Origin of the sequence: Jatrophihabitans telluris, from assembly GCF_023516435.1 — a bacterium.
GTDB lineage: Bacteria > Actinomycetota > Actinomycetes > Mycobacteriales > Jatrophihabitantaceae > Jatrophihabitans_A > Jatrophihabitans_A telluris.
The window spans coordinates 700791-721838 of sequence record NZ_CP097332.1 but is presented as its reverse complement, the minus strand read 5'-3'; the positions used below and the strand labels follow the sequence as shown (position 1 = coordinate 721838).

Sequence of the window (21048 nt, the reverse complement as noted above, 5' to 3'; positions counted from 1 at the left end):
CGGATCGGGGTCGTCATGACCCCCGAGCCCGGCAATCCCCTGGAAGCAGAGGGTGTTCTCAATCCCGGCAGCGGCCGCAGTGCCGATGGCCGGCTCTGGTTGCTGCCGCGACTGGTCGAAACCGGCAACGTCTCCCGGGTCGGCCTGGCCGAGGTGGAACTGACCGACGGCGTGCCGAGCGGGGTGCGTCGAGATTCGGTGGTCCTGCAGCCCGACGCCGGTTGGGAACGCGCCAAGGACCACGGCGGCGTCGAGGATCCACGCACCACCTGGGTCGAATCGCTCGGCGTGCACGTGATGACCTACGTCGCGTACGGCCCGCTGGGTCCGCATCCGGCGCTGGCGACCTCGACCGATCTGCGGTCCTGGCAGCGGCTGGGTCCGATCCGCTTCGGCTACCAGCCGGACCTGGACACCGATCTGAACCTGTTCCCCAACAAGGATGTCGTCTACTTCCCATCCGTGATCACCGCCCCGAACGGCCGGCCCGCCTACGCGGCGCTGCACCGTCCGATGTGGGACCTGTCGTGGGTCCGCCCCGGTGAGGGGACGTACCTGCCCGCCGGCATGACCGACGACCGGCCGGGAATCTGGATCTCCTACGCCGACGCCGAGGCCGTGGCCCGCGATCCGCGCGCGCTGGCGGAGCTGGACCAGCACCGGCTGGTGGCCATGCCTGAGTACGAGTTCGAAGCGGTCAAGATCGGCGCCGGACCCCCGCCGCTGCGCGTGCCCGAAGGGTGGCTGGTCATTCATCACGGCGTGACCGGTGAGTTGGCGCAGGGCTGGGATCAACAACAGCGGGTCTGCTACGCCGCTGGGGCGATGCTGCTGGATGCCGAGGACCCCAGCCGGGTCATCGCCCGGACCGAGACCCCGCTGCTGGAACCACAGACCGAGCAGGAGCTGTCGGGCATCGTCCCCAACGTCGTCTTCCCCACCGCAATCGAGGAGGTCGACGGCCAGCACTACGTGTTCTACGGGATGGCCGACTCCACGATCGGCGTCGCCCGACTCGACCGGACCACGTCGTGACCCGGCGCGTTCTCACGGCCGGCGTGGCCACGATCCTGACCAGTGGTCTCGTCCTCGGCGTCGTGGCCGGCGTCGTGGCCGGCGCCGCGCCCGCGTCCGCGAAATCCCCGGCTGCCTCGGCGGTTCATTCCTCGGCCGGCAACCCTGCGCACCTGACCAATCTGGCTCACCTGGATTCGCTCACGACCGCCGTGACCCCGCCGGCACAGGCCGGGCACACCACCTACCGACTCGCTCAGCAGCCGGCCGTCGGCGAGCTCTGGGTCTACGCCAACCACAGCAGCGTCGACGGCAGTTACACCCCGGTCGGCGGCGGCACGTTCGACCCCGCGAGCAACACCTACGCCCAGGGCGCCTACGACGCCGACGACGTGTCCAGAGCGGCCGTCGTCTACCTCAGGCACTGGCGGCAGTTCGGTGACGCGCACAGTCGCGACGAGGCTTACCAGCTGCTGCGGGGCCTGACCTACCTGCAGACCGCGACCGGTCCGAATGCGGGCAACGTGGTGCTGTGGATGCAACCGGACGGAACCCTGAACCCGTCGCCGACCCCGGTGGAGCTGCCCAATCCCTCCGACTCCGGCGCGTCGTACTGGTTGGCGCGCACGATCTGGGCGCTCGGTGAGGGTTACGCCCAGTTCCGCCAGGCGGATCCGGCGTTCGCGGCATTCCTGCGCGCTCGTCTCGACCTGGCCATCGGCGCGGTCACCCGGCAGAGCCTCGTCCGCTACGGGCAGTACCAGCTCGTCGACGGAGTCCGGACCCCGGCGTGGCTGATCGTCGACGGCGCGGATGCCAGCGCCGAGGCCGTCCTCGGACTGTCGGCCTACGTCCGCGCGGGCGGTACGTCTGCTCGTCCGGCGTTGGCCGAACTCGCGCGGGGCATCGCCCGGCTGTCGGCGGGATCGGTGCGGCAGTGGCCGTATGGAGCCCTGCTGCCCTCCGCGCTGTCCCGGTCCCAATGGCACGCGTGGGCCGCCCAGATGCCGTCGGCCCTCGCGGCGGCCTCCGGCGCCCTACACGATCGATCGCTGCTCAAACCAGCGGTGTCGGACGCGGCGCTGTTCACCCCTCAGCTGCTCACGGCGACCGGACCTGACAACGGACTGTCGCCCACTGCGACCGACGGTTCGCAGATCGCCTACGGTGCAGACGCTCGCGTGCAGGCCCTGCTGGCGGTGGGCAACGCCGCGCACTCGGACGGTCTCACCGACCTCGCCGGCGTGGCCGCGGGCTGGTTCTTCGGCCAGAACCCGGCGGGCCGTGCGGTGTACGACCCGGCAACCGGCGTGACCGACGACGGCGTTTCCCCGGAGGGGACCGTGAACCTCAACTCCGGAGCGGAGTCGACGATCCACGGCTTGCTGACCATGCTCGCCCTCGATGCTCATCCGCGACTGGCGGTGCTGGCCCGGCAGTCGGCGACGATCGTGGGACGCGACGGCCAGACGATCACCGAGGCGGAGGCGGCGACCCTCGGCGGACCGGCCACGGTGGTCACCGCCGATCCCGTGTCCACCGGTGAGTCCCAGTGGAGCGGCGGCCGGTATGTGCAGGCAGCCGGCGGTGCCACCCTGCGGTGGACGCTGGTGCCCTCCGATCAGGACCGGTTGGTCGAAGCCGTCGTGAACCGGGTGCCGGGGCGGGCCGGCGTACTGAAGCTGTCCGCCGGCTCACGGCTGGGTGCGGTGCGGTTCGGCGGCGGAGGGGCTCAGGGAGTCTCGGCGGTGCCGGGCGCCCTCCTGCCGCTGCCGGTGGCGCGCCCACTGCCGGCCGGGCAGACCGCGCTGACCGCCACGCTGACGGGCGGATCGGGTCAGCTGGATGCGCTGCTGCTGACCCCGGTGGTGTCCTCGCTGCGGTTGTCCGGGGCCGGGTCCGGCACGGTCCTGCTGTCCAGCCGGGGAACCCGGGTGCTCCATCGCAGCGTGACCGTCGCGGGTTCCGGTGCGGTGCTCGTGTCGGCCTATGACTCCAGCGGCCGGCTCCGGGCGCAGGTTCATACCGCCGGCGCCACGGTGACGGTCCCCGTCTACCCCGCCGGTTTCACCCTGCTCACCCACCCGCCCCGCTAGAACGGCGCATTGTGCGGCCCGAACTTTGGTGAGCCACCGGCGTGTCGCCAAAGTTCGGGCCGCACAATGCACGAAGGGGTGGGGGTAATGCAGGATGGGAGTATGCGACTTGGACTGCAGGTTCCCTCTTTCACTTGGTCTTCCCTGCCCGACCGCCCTCATGGCATCGGCACCACCTTCGCCCGCATCGCCCGTGAGGCGGAGGCGAGCGGTCTCAACAGTCTCTGGGTGATGGACCACTTCTTCCAGATCTCGATGGTCGGCCCGGCCGAGAACGAGATGCTGGAGGGCTATTCGGCGCTGGCCTTCGCCGCCGCGGTGACGGAAAAGGTCAAGCTGGGCACCATGGTCACCGGCGTGACCTACCGCCACCCCGGAATCCTCATCAAGACCGTCACGACGCTCGACGCGCTCTCGGGCGGTCGCGCCTACCTCGGCATCGGCGCCGCGTGGAACGAAGAGGAACACAACGGTCTCGGCGTGCCCTTCCCGCCGTTGGCCGAGCGCTTCGAGCGCCTGGAGGAGACGCTGCAGATCGCCCAGCAGATGTGGCTAGGCGATGAATCCCCCTACACCGGCAAGCACTATTCGCTGGCTCGGCCCCTGAACTCGCCGCAGTCGGTGCAGCGCCCGCACCCCCCGATCCTGATCGGCGGTACCGGGGAGAAGAAGACCCTGCGGATGGTCGCGCAGTACGGCGACGCCTGCAACATCTTCGAGCAGGGTCCGGATTTCATCCGCGGCAAGCTCGACGTGCTGCAGCAACACTGCGCCGACCAGGGCCGCGACTACGCCGAGATTCACAAGACCACGCTGGGACGGCTGAAGCTGTCCCGGGACGGCGGCGGACACACGGTGACCGTGGATCAGGCCGTGGACCGCTTCGGCACCCTGGCCGCACTGGGCATCGACGAGGCGCTGTTCAACATGCCCGACGTGGACGAGGCCGACAACTTCGAGCTGATCGGTGAGCTGGTCCGGCAGGTGGCCGACATCGTCCCCACCGGCCGGTAGTCCGCCGGCCGGTGACCCGCGTTACCCGGTCGTCCCCACCGGCTGGTCGTCCGCCGGCCGGTGATCCGCGTTACCCGGGTCGGCGCACCGAGGCCTGATCGCGCTGGTCGTCACGAGCTGATTCGGCACCGAAGGCCAGCCGGGCCCGGTTCTGCACGACCGACGTGGCGCCGATCCGCCGCAGCGCGTCCCGCAAGGCCCCGGCCACCGGCGGCACGGTCAACACCACGATCTCGGCCTTGGGCAGGACGGCCGTGATCCCCTCGGCGACCCGATCCAGCAGGACGGGATTGCCTGACTGCAACAGGCCGCCACCCAGGACCACCTCCGTAGCGGTCTCGTCGAGTTCCAGTCGGGTGCTCAACGTCCGGGCCAGCAGGATGGCCTCGTCGGCCAGGCGGTGCACGAGTTCGCGGCTGAGCAGGTCCCCGTCCAACGCGGCCTGGAAGACCACCGGGGCCAGACCGCCCAGTTCGGCTTGATCGATGAGGCCGGTGTGCGCGGCCACGGCCACCTCCGAGGCCGTTCGACGGTGGAAGTGGTGAGCGATCAAGCCGGTCAGCGCGCTGCGCCGGCCCCGGCCGTCCTCGGCCCGCACAGCCGCCCCGAGCGCCGCCACCCCGATCCCGTGGCCGCCGCCCCAGTCGCCGGTCACGTCGCCGAGACCGAGAAAGCGCTCGATCCGACCGTCCGGTCCGATGCCCAACGCGTTCATGCCGGCGCCGCAGACCACTCCGATGCCCCAGCCCCGGTTGCTGCCGGCCTCCAGCACCGCAAGCACGTCGTTGTCGACCTCGAGCAGCCGAGCGACTCGTGCCGAGCGCAATGCGGCGAGCACGGCCTCGGCATCGCCGGGCAGGTCGACGTTGGCCAGGTAGAAGGTTCCAGCCGCCGCCGGGGCGTCGGCGGGAATGCCGGCGATGATGCGAGCGGCGGTCAGGAGCTCGATCAACTCCGCCACGACCTGCTCGACGCCGACCAGATGAGAATGGGTTCCCGGTCCCCTCACCTGGGCCAGCACCCGCCCGGATGGATCGGCGAGGACCAGGTCGGTCTTGGAGTTTCCGCCGTCGGCCGCGACCACATAGACCGGCGACGGCTCGGTCACGACCGGCCCCCGGAGGCGAAGCGGGGCAGGTGCTCGGCGTTTCGTTCCAGCAGGTCGGCCAGCAGGTCCGGGATCACTTTCCACTGCCGTACCAGCGGATTCGCGATCAGGGCCCGGGCCGCGATGCGCCCGTCACCGGAGGTGGCCGCGGCGATGGTCAGGCTCTCGTAGGCGGTGACCGCCTGCATGAGCCCGATCAATTCGGGATTGAGCGGAGCGAGGGAGACGGCCCGCGCGCCGGAGCGATCGACGACTGCAGGGACTTCGACGACGGCCTCGGCCGGCATCTGCGGGATCGCGGTGTCGTTGCGCAGGTTGACGTAGTGGCGGGCCCCGTCACCGGTCAGCAGCGAGGTCACCAGCGCCGCGGCGGCCTCGCTGTAATACGCCCCGCCCCGCTCGTCCAGCAAGGCGGGCTTGTCGACCAGGCGCTCGTCACGGTAGAGCTCGAGCAGGCTTCGCTCGATCTCGGCCACTCGTTCGGCCCGGTGCTGACCGTGCTGCTGTTCGGACACCACGTCGTCGGTGCAGTAGAAGTAGTGCAGGTAGTACGACGGAATCGCTTGCAGGGTCTGCATCAACTCGATCGGCGCACCGATGTCGGCGGCGAGCTCCGCGGCGTAGTCCGAAGCCAGCAGCTCCGGCAGGATCTCGCGGCCGGCGATCCGTACGCCCCGGATCCAGGTCAGGTGGTTGAGGCCGACATGGTCGAGTTCGACCTGGTCGGGGCGTACCCCGTAGCGGGCGGCGAAACGGCGCTGGAATCCGATCGCGACGTTGCACAACCCCAGCGCCCGGTGACCAGCGTCGAGCAGCGCCCGGGTGACAATGCCCACCGGGTTGGTGAAATCGACGATCCACGCGCCGGGCTGGGCCCGCTCGCGAACCGTCTCGGCGATGTCGAGCACGACCGGGACGGTACGCAGGGCCTTCGCGAAGCCGCCCGGACCAGTGGTCTCCTGCCCGATCAGGCCGTACTTGCCGGGCAGGGTCTCGTCGACCAGCCGGGTCTGCTGGCCGCCGACGCGAAGCTGCACGAGCACGGCGTCAGCCCCATCGACCGCGGCGTGCAGGTCGCTGGTGGTCACCAGCGCGGCCGGGTAGTCGCGGGCAGTGAGGATGCGCCGAGCGAATCCCCCTACCACGTCGAGACGATCAGCGTCGATGTCGTGCAGCACCAGTTCGGTGACCGCCAGTTCATCCACGCGGCTGGCGAAACCGGCGATCAGCTCGGGCGTGTAGGTGCTACCGCCTCCGATGACGGCAATCTTCATAGGAGATGTTCCCTATCTGTGCGGGGCATTACGGAGGTGCTGAGGACGGTGGGAGGATCGGGCCGGCGGGTCAGCCCTTGACCCCGGTGAGCGTGACACCCTCGACGAAGACCTTCTGGGCGAAGAAGAACAGCACCAGGATCGGGGCCAGGAAGATGATCGAGGCGGCCATCTGCAGCTGGTAGGCGTTCTGGTGGGAACTCTTGGCCAGGGTGGTCAGGCCGACGGCCAGCGTCTGGCTCGTGCTGCTGTTGCCCGTGTACAGCAGGGGATTGTAGAAGTCGTTCCAGGCGTAGAGGAAGGCGAACAGGCCGACAGCCGCAATCGCCGGCTTGGAGATCGGTATCACCACGCTGCGCAGGATGCGCCAGTCCGCGGCGCCATCCACCTTGGCTGCCTCGGTCAGCTCGGACGGGATGGTGAGGAAGAACTGCCGGAGCAGGAAGATGCTGAACGCATCGCCGAAGAACGAGGGGATGATCAGGGGCTTGAGCGAATCCACCCATCCCAGCTGGGAAAAGACGACGTACAGCGGCAGGCTGGTCACCTGGGCCGGGATCATCATGGTCGCCAGCACCACCATGAACGTCACCTCCCGGCCGCGCCATGACATGCGAGCCAGGGCGTAGGCCACCGGGACCGAGGACAGCAGCACGCCGATCGTGGACAGGCCTGCATAGAGCACGGTGTTCCACAGATCGCGCGCAAAGGGCATGTCGTGAAAGACGTCGGTGAAGTTGTGCCACGCGAACGGGCTCGGCCAGAGCGCTCCGGTGCCGGCCTGCTGCTGGGTCATCAGCGACGTGACGAGGCAGATCAGCAAGGGCAGCAGGAAGCACAGCGCCACCGCGATGGCGATGGCATGCGTGGCCACGGTCGACAGGACCGCCCGGATCCGGCGAAGGTCGGCCTCTCGGCGAACCTCGACCGGACGAGCCACCGCCGCCGTCATCGCGCACCGCCGTAGTAGACCCAGCGCCGCGACCCGCGGATGAACACGAGTGTGAACGCGAAGATGACCAGGAACAGCAACCACGCCATGGCCGAGGCGTAGCCGGTGCGGAAGTACTGGAACCCCTGGCGGTAGATCTCGGTGGTGTAGAACAGCAGGGAATCCTGCGGGTAGCCGATGGACTCGTTGCTCGACAGAATCGGATTGGCCGATCCGGAGGCCACGAACGCCTCGGTGAAGTACTGGAACGTATAGATCATCCCGGTCAGCAGCGAGAAGAACACGATCGGCGAGATGCCCGGCAGGGTCACGTGCAGGAACTGCTTCCACGCACCGGCACCGTCGATCTCGGCCGCCTCGTACAACGACTTCGGCACGTCCAGCATCCCCGCGAGGAACAGGATCATCGTGTTGCCGACCGTCCACAGCGCCATCAGCACCAGGCTCGGCTTGGACCACGCTGCGTCTGAGAACCAGCCCGGGCCGGTGATTCCCACGTCCGACAGCAGGTGATTGAGCGGGCCGACGGGGTTGAGCATCACGATGAACGACAACGCGGTCGCCACGATGGGCACCATTGCCGGCAGGAAGTAGATGGTGCGATAGACCAGTGCACCCCGGCGGATGCGGGTGAGGATCCACGCGACGAAGATCGCCCAGACCGTCTGGATGGGGACCATGATCAGGACCATCCACACGGTGTTGCGTACGGCGACCCAGAAGACCTGGGTGTCGGCGAACATGGTGCGGTAGTTGCGAAGGCCCACCCAGTTGACCGGTTGGTAGGAGCCCGCCTGGTAGTCGGTGAAGGAGTAGTACAACGTCGCCAGGACGGGGTAGACCACGAACACGGCCAGGCCGATCAGGAACGGCGAAAGAAATCCGAGGACCACCCACCAGCGGGCACGGTCGGGTCGACGCCGACGTGAGCGCCGGGCCTCGGCGCCCTTGACGGAGCGCGCCGGGCCGGCGAGCACGGTGGTCACTGTCCGGCCTGAGCGTTCATCGTGTTGACCTGCTGATCGAACTTCTTCAGCGCCGCGGTGAGATCACCCGCCTTGCCCCGTTCGTAGTTCTGGGTGAACGTCCCCCAGGCGGTCGCGTCCTGAGCTCCGGCCGCGGTCAGTTGCTTGTAGTACGAACCGGGGTTGGTCAGGATGTCGATCATCGCCTTCCAGTGCTCGTTGCCGGCCTGGTCCCAAGCCTTGAGCGAGTCGAAGGTGGACGGGACATTGCTGACCGCGTCGGCCAGGGTGGTGAGGAACGTCGTGTCGGTGGTGAGCTGCTGGGCGGCGAAGTACGCCTCCTGCGCGTGCTTGGTCCGGCTCGGGATGTAGACCACCGTGCCCTGGGTGTTGCCGACCCCGTAACGGGAAAGCTGGTCGTCGGGCACTGGGAACGGCGCGATTCCGTAGTCCAGGTTCGGGGCCTCGTCCGCGATCTCGCCGATATGCCATTCCCCGTCGTACTCCATCGCGGCCGCACCCTTGACGAAGGCGTTGGCGGCGTCGTCGCTGTGCGGCTGGTACTGGCCGACGAACTTCTGCACGTTGCCGGCGCCGTAGAAGTCCTGCAGGGACTTGTCGAGTTGCAGGATATTCGCCCAGCCGGGGTCGCTGGCGAAGGTCGCCTTGCCGGCGGCGTCGTAGAACTTGGAGTTGGTGTGGACGCCGGTGAAGATGTTGGCGTTGAGGTTGTAGTCGGTGCGGGTGACCAGACCGAAGGTCTTGATCGAACCGTCGGCATTCTTGACGGTCAGCTTCTTGGCATCGTCGATCAGCTCGGAGAACGTCTTGGGCGGACTCGCGATACCCGCGGCGGCGAACATCTTCTTGTTGTAATAGAGACCGTAGGCGTCGGTCAGCAGCGGCAGCGCGCATTGCTTGCCCTGGTACTGCGTGTAAACCAGGGAGGCCGCCGGGAAGGTCTTGGTGACGTCGATGTTGGCCAGCTTCAGGTATTGGCTCATATCCAGCACGGTCCCGTTGTGACAGAACTGGCCGACGTAGTCGGGCGCGGTGGAGATGAACACGTCCGGTGGATCGCCGGCCGCGACGGCCTTGGCGAAGGCGGCGTCGTCCTTGCCCGGCACGAACTTGACGGTCAGCCAGGGATATTTCTGGTGCAGGCGGCCCAGATCGTCCTGGAACGCCTTGACCTCCTTGGCCAGGGTGTTGAACGACCACACGGTGATCGACGTCGGGGCATGGCTGGCGTCGGTGGCGATGACCGAGGCCGGCGCGGCGGCCTTGTTCGACCCGCCGCCGGTGCAGGCGGTGGCCAGGGCGGTGACCAGCGCGAGGCCGGCTACCAGACATGATCGCGCAATGGTGTGGGACGGTTGATGCTTCATTCGGTCAGCTCTCCTGCTTCGAAGGCGGTACGAACGGACGGTGGATCAACGGGAGGCCGCCGCGAACACCGCGTCGCGCGCGAGCTCGCTGGCCATGGACACGGCACCGAACAACACGGCATCGCTGCCGCTCTTGCTCACTTCCACGTGCGGTTCGAACGGCGACATCGCACGGATATGCCCCATCACGGGATCGAGGAGCAGGTCGGAGTTGAGCCCGACTCCACCACCCAGGACGACCAATTGGGGGTCGAGTACCGCCAGAACGCTGCAGATGACGTAGGCGATCCGGCGGGCGATGATGTCCACCACCCGGGTGGCCCGCTCGTCGCCGGCTCGGGCCAGATCGAAGACAGCGCGACCGTCGAGTTCGGGGGGCAGGCCTTGGGCGAGCGCCTCATCGACGATCGCGGTGCCGGACAGGGTGCTGTCGATCATCGCGCGCAGCAGCGGCGGGGTGGCCGGCACGGTGGGATCGTCGCCCGGGAGGTATCCGACCTCGCCCGCTGATCCGGACACGCCCCGATAGAGCTTGCCGCCGATGATGATGCCGACACCGACACCGGTACCGATCGAGCAGAAGGCGAAGTTCTCGATGTCTCGCCCGTACCCGACCGCTCTCTCCCCCAAAGCCGCCAGGTTGACGTCGTTCTCCAGCGTCACCGGCATCGGCAGCGCGGCCCGGATGGCCTGCGGGAATCCGCGGCCGTTGTCGGGCAGCACGTCGCACAGCGCCAGCGACTGCCCCGACGGCGCGACCACGGCGGGCACCCCGATCACGGCGTGCGCGAAGCCGGACGCCGGAACACCGAGATCACCGGCGAGGTCCGCAACCAGATCGGAGAGTTGGCGAACCAGGGTGGTGAGCCGTCGACGGGTGCGGACCTTGCGACGGGCCAGCATTTCTCCGCTGATGTCGGCGACCGCGGCGTAGGTCCATTCGTGACCGACGTCCAGGCCGATCGACAGCCCGCTCAGCGGCCGAATCCGGTACAGGGCGGCCGACGGGCCCGGACGGCCGCTGCTCGGGCTGTCGGTGTCGAGCACTCCGGCCGCGCTCAGCGACTGCAACGCGAGCCCGACCGTGGGCTTGGACAGGCCGGTGGCGGCGGCCAGATCGCCGCGCGAGACGGGGCCCGCCCGGTGGATGTGTTCGAGCACCGCGCGGGCGTTCAGCGATCTCAGCAGCCCCTGCGGCCCGGCGGGAAAGGCGACTCCTTCGGCCCGGCGAGTGCTCATCGACTGCGCCTCCGACCCGGGTCACGGTAATTGAATGGAAACTTTCCTATTGGTCTGGACCACGGTAGAAGGACGACACGACCGTCGTCAATAGCCCCGGGTCACAACCGGGTAACCGCTGCGCCCGTCGCTAGGCCTGGCGGCCGAGGATCGCACGGACCCAGCGGTGCTCCAGGGCGTCGGCGAGGGTGGCCCGCCCGGCGACGATGTCGCCGAAGGCCGACCAGGCGGGCGGCAGCGCCACGATCGCCGCGTGGAAAACTGCGGGCCGGCGCTCGTACGCCCGCATGAACGCCTGCCCGGCCACCATCTCCCGGACCAGGCTTTCCCTTACCTGATCGAGGTATTCGGCCTCCGCAGCGGCGGTCGCCAACGTCCCGTGGGCCAGCTGCGCGGCGATCGAACCGGCGATGGCACCCGAGCGCAGCGCGAACGAGATGCCTTCACGAGTGAACGGTTCGAGGAAGCCCGCGGCGTCGCCGGCAACCAGGACCCGGCCGCGGGCCAGTGGCGAGTCCTCGGACCGGCACCGCGTCAGGTGACCGCCGCTGTGCCGGGGCTCGATTCCGTCCAGACCGAGTTGGCCGACGAAATCAGCCAGATACGCCTTGAGTTCGACTCCCCGCTCGCGGGCGCCGATCACCCCGACCGTGAGGTAGTCGTCCTTCGGGAAGACCCAACCATAGGAGCCCGGCAGTGGACCCCAGTCGAGGTGGACCATCCCTCGCCACGAGTCTCGAAGCTCGCCAGCGACGGGTAGTTCGTGTTCCAGACCCAGATCGACCTGGTCGAATTGCACACCGACCAGACGGCTGCTGCGGCCCGCGCTCCCGTCGGCGCCCACCACGAATCGTGCCCGGACGGGACCGCCGTCGGTGGACAGCGTCACCAGCTCGCCGTCGTCGTGGAGATCGCGCACCGAGACGCCGTCCCGCAGCTGCGCCCCTGCCTCGCGGGCACGGTCCACGAGTCCGGCGTCGAAGGTGGGACGGTCGATCAGTTCGATGAGTGGACCCGGTCCGCGCCGGGTGCGGCCGGCCCGGCCGCGATGGGTGAAACGCACCGCGTGGATCGAGTCCCGGCTGGCCGGCGTGAAACCGGGTGGCAACGCAGCCAGCGAAGGACCGATCAGACCTCCGCCACACAGCTTGTACCGGGGCAGCCGCTCACGCTCAAGGATCAGGACCCTGGCCCCGGCCTGTGCCGCGGTCCACGCGGCGGCGGCACCGGCCGGTCCGGCGCCGATCACGGCCACGTCCCAACTGCGTTCGTTCACGCGTGGATTCTCCCCTACCTGACCGGTCACACCGGCGGGGCTCCCCGAGGCCGTGCGTGGCCCTCCGAAGCGACTGTGGATGAGCGGGAATCGGCCTGTGGAGAAAGGCCAGTCGTGTCGTCGCTGGATCTGCTCGCCGAGGCTCGCGCGGTGGAGGCGCTACGGCGGCGGATGGACTCCGCGAAGGTGCCGTGGTTGAGACGCAGTCGTAGCGTGAGGTCATGGCACTCAGCACCGGCGACCGCGTCCGCTGGAACACATCGCAAGGACCGACCCACGGAAAGGCCACTCAGAAACGGACGAAACCCTTCACCTTCGACGGCCAGAAGTTCAACGCCTCTGAGGACGACCCGTACTGGATCGTCGAATCGGACAAGACAGGGGCCCAGGCGGCGCACAAGGAATCATCCCTGACGCCGACCTGAGCCCTGCCCGAACCCGAGTCAGACCACAGGCGAATCAGACAGCGGAAAACGCGAAGCGGAACGGCTCGGGCAGCGCGCGCAGCTGGTACTGCGGCAGCACGCCGGGTCCGCACGAGGCGGTCCCGATGCCCTGTTCGGCTGCATCGAGGGTCACGAAGATGGCGTCCTCGTCGTGCAGTTCCGCTTCGTGGGTGGCGTGATCGAGCTGCTCGGAGGACCACCGTCGGGCGGTGAAGGAGAACGTCGGCTCCCCGCTGATGACGATCCCGCGGTCGTCATCGGCGGTGAGGCTCACCCACCTGGTCTCCGATCGGGCACCGTTCTCCTGCGGATACACGTACGGCGTCTGCAACCCGTCGACCGTGGCCGCGAACTGACCGATCCGGTTCGCGTAGCCGGTGTCGGGGTAGCTCTCGCCCGGACCGCGGCCGAACCAACCGACCTCGTCCACCGAACGCGGCAGGCGCAGCCGCACACCGACGCGCGGCAGCGGAGCGGTGAGTTCCTGGTTGGCCGATACCGCGACCTCCAGAGCCACGCCCGCCTCGCCCGAGGCCGTCCAGGTGTACTGCACGTCGAAGAGCAGGTCGGTGCGCGCGGCGCCGACCCGTGACCGCACCACGAGCGATCCCCCCGACACCGACACCGACACGATCCGATGCATCAGCCGGTCCAGCCCCATCGCCCGCCACACCGGCTCGACGGGCTGACCATGCTCGCCGCGATCGTTGTCGGTCGGGGCGCGCCAGAGATCCAGCCGCGGAGACTCGAGCACGGCCAGTGAACCGATCCGCAGCAGCGAGCCGGTCCGGGCATCGAACACCGCCGGACCGATCACGATCTGCGAGCCGACCCTGACCGGCAGCACATCCGCCGGCGGCGGCAGGATCGCGTCCGGCACCGAGTCGGCAGGCACCTGAACCTGCCCGAAGGCCACCTCGTGCCCGGCGTCGGCGAACGTGCTCGCGGCAGCCAGCCGCGCCCGCACCGTCAGCCAACGCTCACCGTCGATCCGATCCGCGGTCACGGCTTCCTCCGGTATCGCGACCACCGCCGAGCCCCGCGCGGTGATCACCGGAACGCTCAGCGCTCCACGCCGCAGCTCCACGCCGCCGGCTTCCAGGATCCAGTCGAAGGTCAGCCCGGAGGTGTCGGCGAAGTCGTACCGGTTGGTCAGTCTGATGCCGCCGGCGGGATCAGCCTCGATCAGAACCGGGGCGATGACCGCGGCGTAATCCAGCAGGCCCGGCGAAGGCGTCCGGTCCGGGAAGATCAGACCGTCGGCGACGAAGTTGCCGTCGTGCAAGGGCTCGTCGAAGTCGCCACCGTAGCCCCAGCGCTCACGGCCGTCGGAGTCGAGCTGCCGCAGGCCGTGGTCGATCCACTCCCACACGAAGCCGCCCAGGCAGCGATCGGAGGACTCGAACAGCTGCTGGTACTCCAGCAGGCCACCCGGCCCGTTACCCATCGCGTGCGCGTATTCGCACTGAACGAAGGGCATCGCGCGTCGTCGGCGATCGGCCACCGCATCAGGCAGCGGTGGTTCGGTTCCGGTGGCGATCTGGGCCACCTCGTCGTGCGGTGCGTACATCCGGCTGTAGACGTCGACGTCGGGCACCGACCAGTCGTGCTCGTAGTGCAGCGGGCGACTGCCATCGATCTCACGCGCGGCGGCCGCCATCGCGGTCAGGTTGCGCCCCGGCCCGCTCTCGTTGCCCAGCGACCACATGATGATCGAGGGGTGGTTCTTGTCCCGCTGCACCATCCGGCGCATCCGGTCCACCAGTGCCTCTTCCCACCGTGCGTCGTCGGTCGGGTTGGCGCGCCAGTCGTTGAGGAAGAACCCGTGCGTCTCCAGGTCACACTCGTCGACGACCCACAGGCCGTGCTCGTCGCACAGTTCGAGGAAGCGCGGGTGCGGCGGATAGTGGCTGGTCCGGACCGCGTTGATGTTGTGCTGCTTCATCAGCAGGACGTCGGCGAGCATGTCGGACTCGGTCACCGAACGACCGCGATCGGGGTTGACCTCGTGGCGGTTCACCCCGCGCAGCTTGATGGGGGCCCCGTTGACGGTGAACACACCATCGACGATGGCCACGGTCCGGAAGCCGATCCTCAGCGACACTGTCTCGGCCGCGGTCCGCAGTTCCGCGTCGTAGAGCCGCGGATTCTCGGCCGTCCAGGCCTCGACACCGGCGATCTCGGTGCTCTCGTTGGCGGCGGCCTCGACCCCCAGCTCAGGAACGGTCAGCCAACCGTCGCCGGGGCATTCGACCCGAAGCGTGCCCTGGCCGCTCCGGTGGTCGTAGTCGGCGTGCACGAAGACGTCATCGATCCCGCCGGACGGGCGAGCCAACAGGGTCACGTCGCGGAAGATGCCCGACAGCCACCACATGTCCTGGTCCTCCAGGTAGCTGGCCGAGGACCATTGGTGAACGCGGACCGCCACGGTGTTGACCCCGTCGCTCGACGCGGTCAACAGTGACGTGACATCGAACTCCGAAGCCAGCCGGGAGCCGGTTGCCCGGCCGAGCTCGGTCCCGTTGAGCCACACCCGGTAGGCGGAGTCGACCCCGTCGAAGCGCAGCAGGGCCCGATCGCCGGCGGCCAGGAAACCCGCCGGGACGGTGAAGGTGAGCCGGTAGTCACCGGTCGGGTTCTCGTCCGGCACGAACGGCGGGTCGACGGGAAACGGATACTGCACGTTCGTGTACGCCGGTTTGCCGTAGCCGTTGAGCTGCCAGTGGGCCGGCACCTCGAGGTGATCCCACGCGGCGTCGTCGAAATCAGGGGCGGGGAAGTCCTCAGGCTGGTCCGCTCGCGTCGAGTAACGAAAGCGCCATTGCCCGTTGAGGCTCAGCTCGGGGGCACTGCTGCGAAGCCAGGAACGGGGCTCGCGCGCACCGGTGTTGGGAAAGTACTGCTCGAACCAGGACGTCTCGGCGGGAGATGCACCGCTCGGCGGCACGACGGACTCAGCAGGCACAGCGGACACGGTGGAACCTCTCGACAGATCAGGCGGTCGTGAATCGGGTGGACGGCACAGCAGGCACGACAACACAGCGGTCATGGCTGCGCAGCTCGCCCGAACTCAACGTGACAGGTTCAAACATAATCCAACAGAACCTGACGTCAACCCCCAGCGCCGACCGGGACGGGACCTGAGCGCGGGCTCAGGACTCAGCCGGCGGCCCGTCGGACTGCTCGATCGGACCGGGTGTTGCGGGCGCCTGCACGGGCGGGTGCGCTTTGGCCTCCTGCAGCACGCCCGCCCGTTGTGCCCGGGAGTCGCCCAGGAAGCTGATCGCCCAGTGGAAGACGGTCGCGATCCGGTTCTTGAAGCCGACGAGGTAGAAGATGTGCACCCCGAGCCACAACAACCAGGCGACGAAGCCGAACAGCCGGATGCGTCCGACGCTGGCCACCGCCTGGAACCGGGAGATCGTCGCCATCGACCCCTTGTCGAAGTACTTGAACGGACCCTTGGCGGCCCTGCCCCGCACCCTGCGGTCGATCTGGTCGGCGGCGTACTTGCCGCCCTGGATGGCGACCTGGGCTACCCCGGGGTAGTTGTTGAGCGAGATCATGTCGCCCACCACGAAGATCTCCGGATGGCCCGGCAGGGTCAGGTCCGGGTTGACCTCGATCCGCCCAGCACGATCGACCGTCGCTCCGGTCTGCTCGCCCAGCGACCGCCCCAGCGGCGAGGCCTGCACTCCGGCGGCCCACACGACGCATCGGCTGTTGATCCGCGACGCCTCGCCGTGACTGTCCACGACGTCGATCCCGGTCGCGTCCACGCCCTTGACCATGGAGTTCAGCCACACCTCGACGCCGAGGTTCTGCAGCTGTGTCACGGTCTTGGCCGACAGGTGATAGCCGAACGAGCCCAGCACCAGATCGGCCGCGTCGACAAGGATGATCCGGGCATCGGCGGGGTTGATCGCCCGGAAGTTGCCCCGCAGGGTCCGGTGCGCAACCTCGGACAGCTGGCCGGCCATCTCCACCCCGGTCGGCCCCGCACCGACCGCCACGAAGGTCAGCCACTCGGCCCGCTTGGTTGCATCCGGTTCGAGCTCGGCGGCCTCGAAGGCGCCGAAGATCCGCGCCCGGATCTGCATCGCGTCGTCGATGCTCTTCAAGCCCGGAGCCACCTGCGCGTACTCGGGGTGCCCGAAGTAGGACGTGTCCGCGCCGGCGGCGACAATGAGGGTGTCGTAGGGCGTCACCGTGGTGATGCCCGCCGCACTGGAGGTGACGGTGCGTTCCTGGACATCGATCGCAGTCACATCGCCGAGCAGTACCTGGGCGTTCTTCTGCTTGCGCAGGATGTCGCGGGTCGGCGGCGCCACCTCGCCCTCGGACAGGATGCCGGTCGCGACCTGGTACAGCAGCGGCTGGAACAGGTGATGGTTCAGCCGGCTGATCATCGTCACGTCGAGGTTGGCGTGCCCGAGCGCCTTCGCCGCGAACAGGCCGCCGAACCCCGAGCCGATGATCACGACCTGATGCCGCTGGCCGATGCTCTGCGATGTCATGCCTCTACCCTAATGGCCGCCCGACCGGCACAGCTCTCCTCAAGGTGGGCGGCGGACGGTCGATGGGAAGGGCGAACGAAGTCGATGCCGTGCGACGAGAGGACCGATCCGAGGGAGGTGCCGGGATGAGCGAGTTCGTCGGTGACCACCTGCACATAACCTGTCTGGACGACCTGCTGCGCGTGACCGAAACCAGCGACATCGAAAGGCTCAGCGACCTGATCCGCGCCGAGGAATCGGTGGACGCCTGGGTCGCTGAGATCGACGGCGGCATCGAGGTCATCACCGGTTCGGGCGTCGCCAGCCTGTTCTACCCCTTCGGCCTGGGCGAGTTCTACGCCTGCGTCGACGGCGTCGACGGCCTTCAGGGCTGAACACTGCGGGCCGGCCGAATCAGCCGCGGTGCACCGTCACCCGCAGGTCGTCCCGCCGGACCTCGAGCACCATTCCGTTGGCGATCCGCTCCCACTGAGGTCCGGGTGGTTCCCAACCGTCCGAGGCGACGGTGACCGAGTCCGCACTCACGCGGAACATCAGTTCGTAGGTGGCGGTACCCGCCTCGGCGCTGGGAGGAACCGATTCGTCCCAGTAGGCAAAGGCAAACAGGGAGCGATGGGTCAGTACCAGGGCGTTGAGCGACACCAGATGCTCGCTGGCCCGCCGAATCTGCGCTGCCGTCGCCTGCAGCGCCTCCACCGGACCGAGCGAGCGCATGGCCGCCAGGACGAGCCCGAAGTAGCGCTCGCTGTCGGTGTCACCCTCCGGGCTCCGACCGCCGGTTTCGCTCAACAGCGCCTCCACGCGCTGCATCGGCGAGAAGTAGCCGTTGTGAGCGAAGGCGACGCTCCCGGCGACGAAGGGATGGGTGTTGGCGAGATTGGGGATCATGCCCGAGGAAGCCTTGCGCAGGTGCAGGACGGCGGCGTCGGTGTCGGCCTGTTTCGCCTCGTCCCAGAACCGCTCACTGTCGGAGGCGGCCTGCGCCTCCTTGCGCAGCACCAGGTCGTCGTCGCGATCCCAGTAGGCCATTCCCCACCCGTCACAGTGCACGGCCGACAGCGCCGCGAACGGCGCCAGGTCGGTGGCCAGGGTCTCGGTGAGTGGCGCGGCCTCGCGGGAGATCACACCCAGCAATCGGCACATCGGCGTTCGTCTGCCCTTCGGTCTTGTTCGTAGCCGGATGTCCGGCTCTGCCCGCCGGGCCGAGTCGGTGTGGCCCTATGCGGTCGTCGCGAGCCGGGCTCCGGGCGGGTTGGCCGGGTCGAGTTCACGGGTGCGAGCGAAGGCCGACCCGCCCGGCCGGCGTCGCAACCGGCGTTCGACCTGCGCGGCCAACTGCCCGAGCAGGAAGTTGATGACCACGTAGATCACCGCGATGATCACGTAGGTCTGCAGCAGCAGGTGCGTGCGGGCGGTCAGGAAGTCGCCCTGCTTCATCAGTTCCGGATAGCTCACCGCGTAGCCGAGCGTGCTCTCCTTCAGCAGCGTGATCAGCTGCGCCACCAAGGTCGGCAACACCAATCGCAGTGACTGGGGCAGCACGACCAGCCGCATCACCTGCGAGTAACGCAGCCCGATCGCGACGGCGGCCTCGCCCTGCCCGCTGTCCAGCGCCTTCACGCCGGCGCGGACGACTTCGGCGATGACGGCGGAGCTGACGAGCACGATCGGCACGACGAGCTTGTAGAAGATGGGCAGGTTGATCGAGTACCTCGGCAGCGCCAGCAGGAAGGCATAGATCAGCAGCAGCAACGGAATCGAGCGGAACACCTCGATGTAGGCGGTGGCCAGCCAACTCACCACGCGCCGTGGCGAGAGCCGGAGCAGGGCCAGCACGATCCCGAGCGGGAAGGCCAGGACCGCGCTCATCGCGGTGGCCCGCAGCGTTCCTTCCAGCCCCTGCCAGATCACCCGCAGATACGGCGTGGTCAGGAAGGGCCGCCAGCGGTACTGGGCGAGTTGACCATGCGCATCGAGCTGGCGCAACGCCAGCCCGAGCACTCCCAGCACGACGATCACCGATCCCCCGGTGACATAGACGATTCGTCGGCGCGCACGCGGTCCGGGGGCGTCGAACAGGACCCGATTGACACTCATCGCCTGATCGCCACCTTGCGCTCGAGCCAGCCTCCGAATGCGCCACTACCCAGCGCGAGCACCAGATACACCGCCCCGGCGAACAGGAAGCACAGCACGGCCTCGGCCGACTCGAGGTTGAGGAACTGCGCGCGGCCGGTGAGATCGTTCACGCTGACCACGGCAGCCAGGGCGGAACTGAGCAGGACGCCGATGAACGTGTTGACCAGCGGCTGAACCATGACCCGAAAGGCCTGCGGCAGTATGACGAAACGCAGGTTCTGAGTGAAGGTCAGCCCGATCGCCCGCGCGGCCTCCGCCTGTCCCACCGCGACGGAGTTGATGCCGCCACGGATGGCCTCGCAGGCGAAGGCCGAACCCGACAGGGCCAGGCAGATCCAGGCCGAGACGAACGTCGAGAGCGTCAAGCCCGCATCGGGCAGGCCGAAGACGACCAGAACCAGCAGCGACAGCAGGGGAATGTTGCGGAAGAACTCGACGTACACCGAGGCCACGACCCGTAGCGGCGTGATGGGGCTGACCCGGCACACGGCGAGAATCGTGCCGAGCAGCAGGGCGCCCAGGAATCCGAGCACGGTCAACTCGACCGTGATGAGCACGCCGCCCATCAGGAAGCCGATGTTGTCGGTCAGGACGTGCACGTGCGTGCTCCCTCCTCTCGGACGCGCCTCACTCAGGAACCGTCGACCGAACCCAGCTTCGGCGGGGTGGGCGCGTTGCCACTGACGACCGTGCCGATGGTGGCCTTCCAGAGCTTGGCCCAGTCTCCGCTGTCGTAGATCTTCTGCAGGAACGCGTTGACGAACGCCTTGGCGTCGCTGTCCTTGTTCAGTCCGATGCCGTAGGGGTCAACGGTGAACGGGTCACCACCCACCACCTCGACGGCCGGGTTGCTCTGAGCGTCGCCGATCAGAATGCCCTGGTCCAGGACGTAGGCGTCGGCCCGGCCCTGCTGCACCGCAGCCACGCACTGGGCGTCTTCCTTGAACAACAGGACCTTCGCCGACGGTGCGAGCTTCTTGATCTGCAGCGCGGCGGTGGAGTTGCTCTCGGTCGCGACCGTCTTGCCGTTGAGATCACTGACCGACTTGATCGAGGTGTTGCCCTTCTTGACCATGATGGCGTCCCCGGACTGGTAGTACGGTCCGGCGAAGTTGACCTTCGTGGCGCGTTCGGGGGTGATCGAGTAGGTGGCGAAAACGGCGTCGACGCTGTTGTTCTGCAAGAGGGTTTCGCGGGTGTCGACGGTGGTGATGGTGAGCTTGGTCAGGCCCTTCACATCGGTCTTACCGGTGATGTAGTGCGCGAGCATCTGGGACAGGCCCGCGTCGAAACCGGTGAGCTCACCGGTCTTGAGGTCCTTGATCGAGAACAACGGCCCGGAATCGGTGCCCCCGGTCTTGAGGTAACCCTGTGCCTTGATCTTCTTCGCCCAGGTGTTGGCGTCGACGTCGCCACTGGACGCGATCGGCGCGGCGGTGATCAGTGAGTCGTAGGCGCTGCCGGCCTTGGCGCCGACGTTGCCGTCGATCGAGGGCGAATTCTTCGAACTGCTGCACGCGCCGAGTGCGAGCACGGCGACGACGGCGACGGCGCTCGCCCCGAAGGCACGGCGGGAAAGCGTGGGCTGAGCGGGCATAGGGTCCTCCGGTGCGGTTGGGT

Annotated in this window: 18 protein-coding genes; 5 read left to right on the top strand and 13 right to left on the bottom strand. The window is 68.2% G+C overall.

The features are described from left to right. Positions 1-15: 15 nt before the first annotated feature. The 3 genes from M6D93_RS03465 (at position 16) to M6D93_RS03455 (ending at position 4124) form a co-directional block, all read left to right on the top strand. Positions 16-1035, top strand: coding sequence for a glycoside hydrolase family 130 protein (locus M6D93_RS03465; protein WP_347343741.1), 1020 nt, complete (start codon positions 16-18; stop codon positions 1033-1035). Further along, on the top strand, positions 1032-3110 hold the full coding sequence (locus tag M6D93_RS03460; protein WP_249772963.1) for a hypothetical protein: 2079 nt from the start codon (positions 1032-1034) through the stop codon (positions 3108-3110). Before M6D93_RS03465 ends, M6D93_RS03460 begins: the two co-directional genes overlap by 4 nt. Positions 3111-3212: 102 nt before the next feature. Next, the gene (locus tag M6D93_RS03455; protein ID WP_249772962.1) at positions 3213-4124 is read left to right on the top strand and encodes an LLM class F420-dependent oxidoreductase; all 912 of its coding nucleotides are present in this window, start codon (positions 3213-3215) and stop codon (positions 4122-4124) included. A gap of 70 nt (positions 4125-4194) precedes the next feature. Here the strand turns inward: M6D93_RS03455 and M6D93_RS03450 are convergent, their stop codons facing one another. The 7 genes from M6D93_RS03450 to M6D93_RS03420 form a co-directional block, all read right to left on the bottom strand. Then, the gene (locus M6D93_RS03450; RefSeq protein WP_249772961.1) at positions 4195-5232 is read right to left on the bottom strand and encodes an N-acetylglucosamine kinase; all 1038 of its coding nucleotides are present in this window, start codon (positions 5230-5232) and stop codon (positions 4195-4197) included. After that, a complete protein-coding gene (locus tag M6D93_RS03445; RefSeq protein ID WP_249772960.1) occupies positions 5229-6506 on the bottom strand; it encodes a family 4 glycosyl hydrolase in 1278 nt (425 codons plus the stop codon). Before M6D93_RS03445 ends, M6D93_RS03450 begins: the two co-directional genes overlap by 4 nt. A gap of 70 nt (positions 6507-6576) precedes the next feature. Then, positions 6577-7458 carry a carbohydrate ABC transporter permease gene (locus M6D93_RS03440; RefSeq protein WP_249772959.1) on the bottom strand — a complete coding sequence of 294 codons (882 nt, stop codon included), beginning with the start codon at positions 7456-7458 and terminating at the stop codon, positions 6577-6579. Continuing rightward, positions 7455-8435, bottom strand: coding sequence for a carbohydrate ABC transporter permease (locus tag M6D93_RS03435; RefSeq protein WP_249772958.1), 981 nt, complete (start codon positions 8433-8435; stop codon positions 7455-7457). Before M6D93_RS03435 ends, M6D93_RS03440 begins: the two co-directional genes overlap by 4 nt. A 5-nt stretch (positions 8436-8440) precedes the next feature. Next, on the bottom strand, positions 8441-9811 hold the full coding sequence (locus tag M6D93_RS03430) for an ABC transporter substrate-binding protein (protein WP_249772957.1): 1371 nt from the start codon (positions 9809-9811) through the stop codon (positions 8441-8443). Positions 9812-9856: 45 nt separating this feature from the next. Further along, positions 9857-11050, bottom strand: coding sequence for an ROK family transcriptional regulator (locus tag M6D93_RS03425; protein ID WP_249772956.1), 1194 nt, complete (start codon positions 11048-11050; stop codon positions 9857-9859). A gap of 130 nt (positions 11051-11180) precedes the next feature. Then, positions 11181-12326 (bottom strand): geranylgeranyl reductase family protein, encoded by a 1146-nt coding sequence (locus tag M6D93_RS03420; protein ID WP_249772955.1) that lies wholly within the window; start codon positions 12324-12326, stop codon positions 11181-11183. A 221-nt stretch (positions 12327-12547) separates the two neighbouring features. On the opposite strand from M6D93_RS03420, the gene M6D93_RS03415 reads away from it, so the two are divergent. Next, on the top strand, positions 12548-12751 hold the full coding sequence (locus M6D93_RS03415) for a hypervirulence associated TUDOR domain-containing protein (protein ID WP_249772954.1): 204 nt from the start codon (positions 12548-12550) through the stop codon (positions 12749-12751). 34 nt (positions 12752-12785) lie between these two features. Here the strand turns inward: M6D93_RS03415 and M6D93_RS03410 are convergent, their stop codons facing one another. Then, the gene (locus M6D93_RS03410; protein WP_249772953.1) at positions 12786-15737 is read right to left on the bottom strand and encodes a glycoside hydrolase family 2 TIM barrel-domain containing protein; all 2952 of its coding nucleotides are present in this window, start codon (positions 15735-15737) and stop codon (positions 12786-12788) included. Between the two features lie 187 nt (positions 15738-15924). Then, positions 15925-17289 carry an NAD(P)/FAD-dependent oxidoreductase gene (locus M6D93_RS03405; RefSeq protein WP_249772952.1) on the bottom strand — a complete coding sequence of 455 codons (1365 nt, stop codon included), beginning with the start codon at positions 17287-17289 and terminating at the stop codon, positions 15925-15927. A 125-nt stretch (positions 17290-17414) separates the two neighbouring features. Here M6D93_RS03405 and M6D93_RS03400 point away from each other — a divergent pair, with 125 nt between their 5' ends. Next, the gene (locus M6D93_RS03400) at positions 17415-17663 is read left to right on the top strand and encodes a hypothetical protein (RefSeq protein ID WP_249772951.1); all 249 of its coding nucleotides are present in this window, start codon (positions 17415-17417) and stop codon (positions 17661-17663) included. A 19-nt stretch (positions 17664-17682) separates the two neighbouring features. On the opposite strand, the gene M6D93_RS03395 is transcribed toward M6D93_RS03400, so the two are convergent. The 4 genes from M6D93_RS03395 to M6D93_RS03380 form a co-directional block, all read right to left on the bottom strand. Next, positions 17683-18432 carry a class II glutamine amidotransferase gene (locus M6D93_RS03395; protein WP_249772950.1) on the bottom strand — a complete coding sequence of 250 codons (750 nt, stop codon included), beginning with the start codon at positions 18430-18432 and terminating at the stop codon, positions 17683-17685. 75 nt (positions 18433-18507) lie between these two features. Next, positions 18508-19386: an amino acid ABC transporter permease gene (locus M6D93_RS03390; RefSeq protein WP_249772949.1), complete on the bottom strand. Its 879-nt coding sequence runs from the start codon at positions 19384-19386 to the stop codon at positions 18508-18510. Further along, entirely contained in the window at positions 19383-20027 is a 645-nt protein-coding gene (locus M6D93_RS03385) for an amino acid ABC transporter permease (protein ID WP_249772948.1), read from the bottom strand. The genes M6D93_RS03390 and M6D93_RS03385 overlap by 4 nt, the downstream gene beginning before the upstream one ends. 32 nt (positions 20028-20059) lie before the next feature. Continuing rightward, positions 20060-21025, bottom strand: coding sequence for a glutamate ABC transporter substrate-binding protein (locus tag M6D93_RS03380; protein ID WP_249772947.1), 966 nt, complete (start codon positions 21023-21025; stop codon positions 20060-20062). Positions 21026-21048 lie beyond the last annotated feature (23 nt).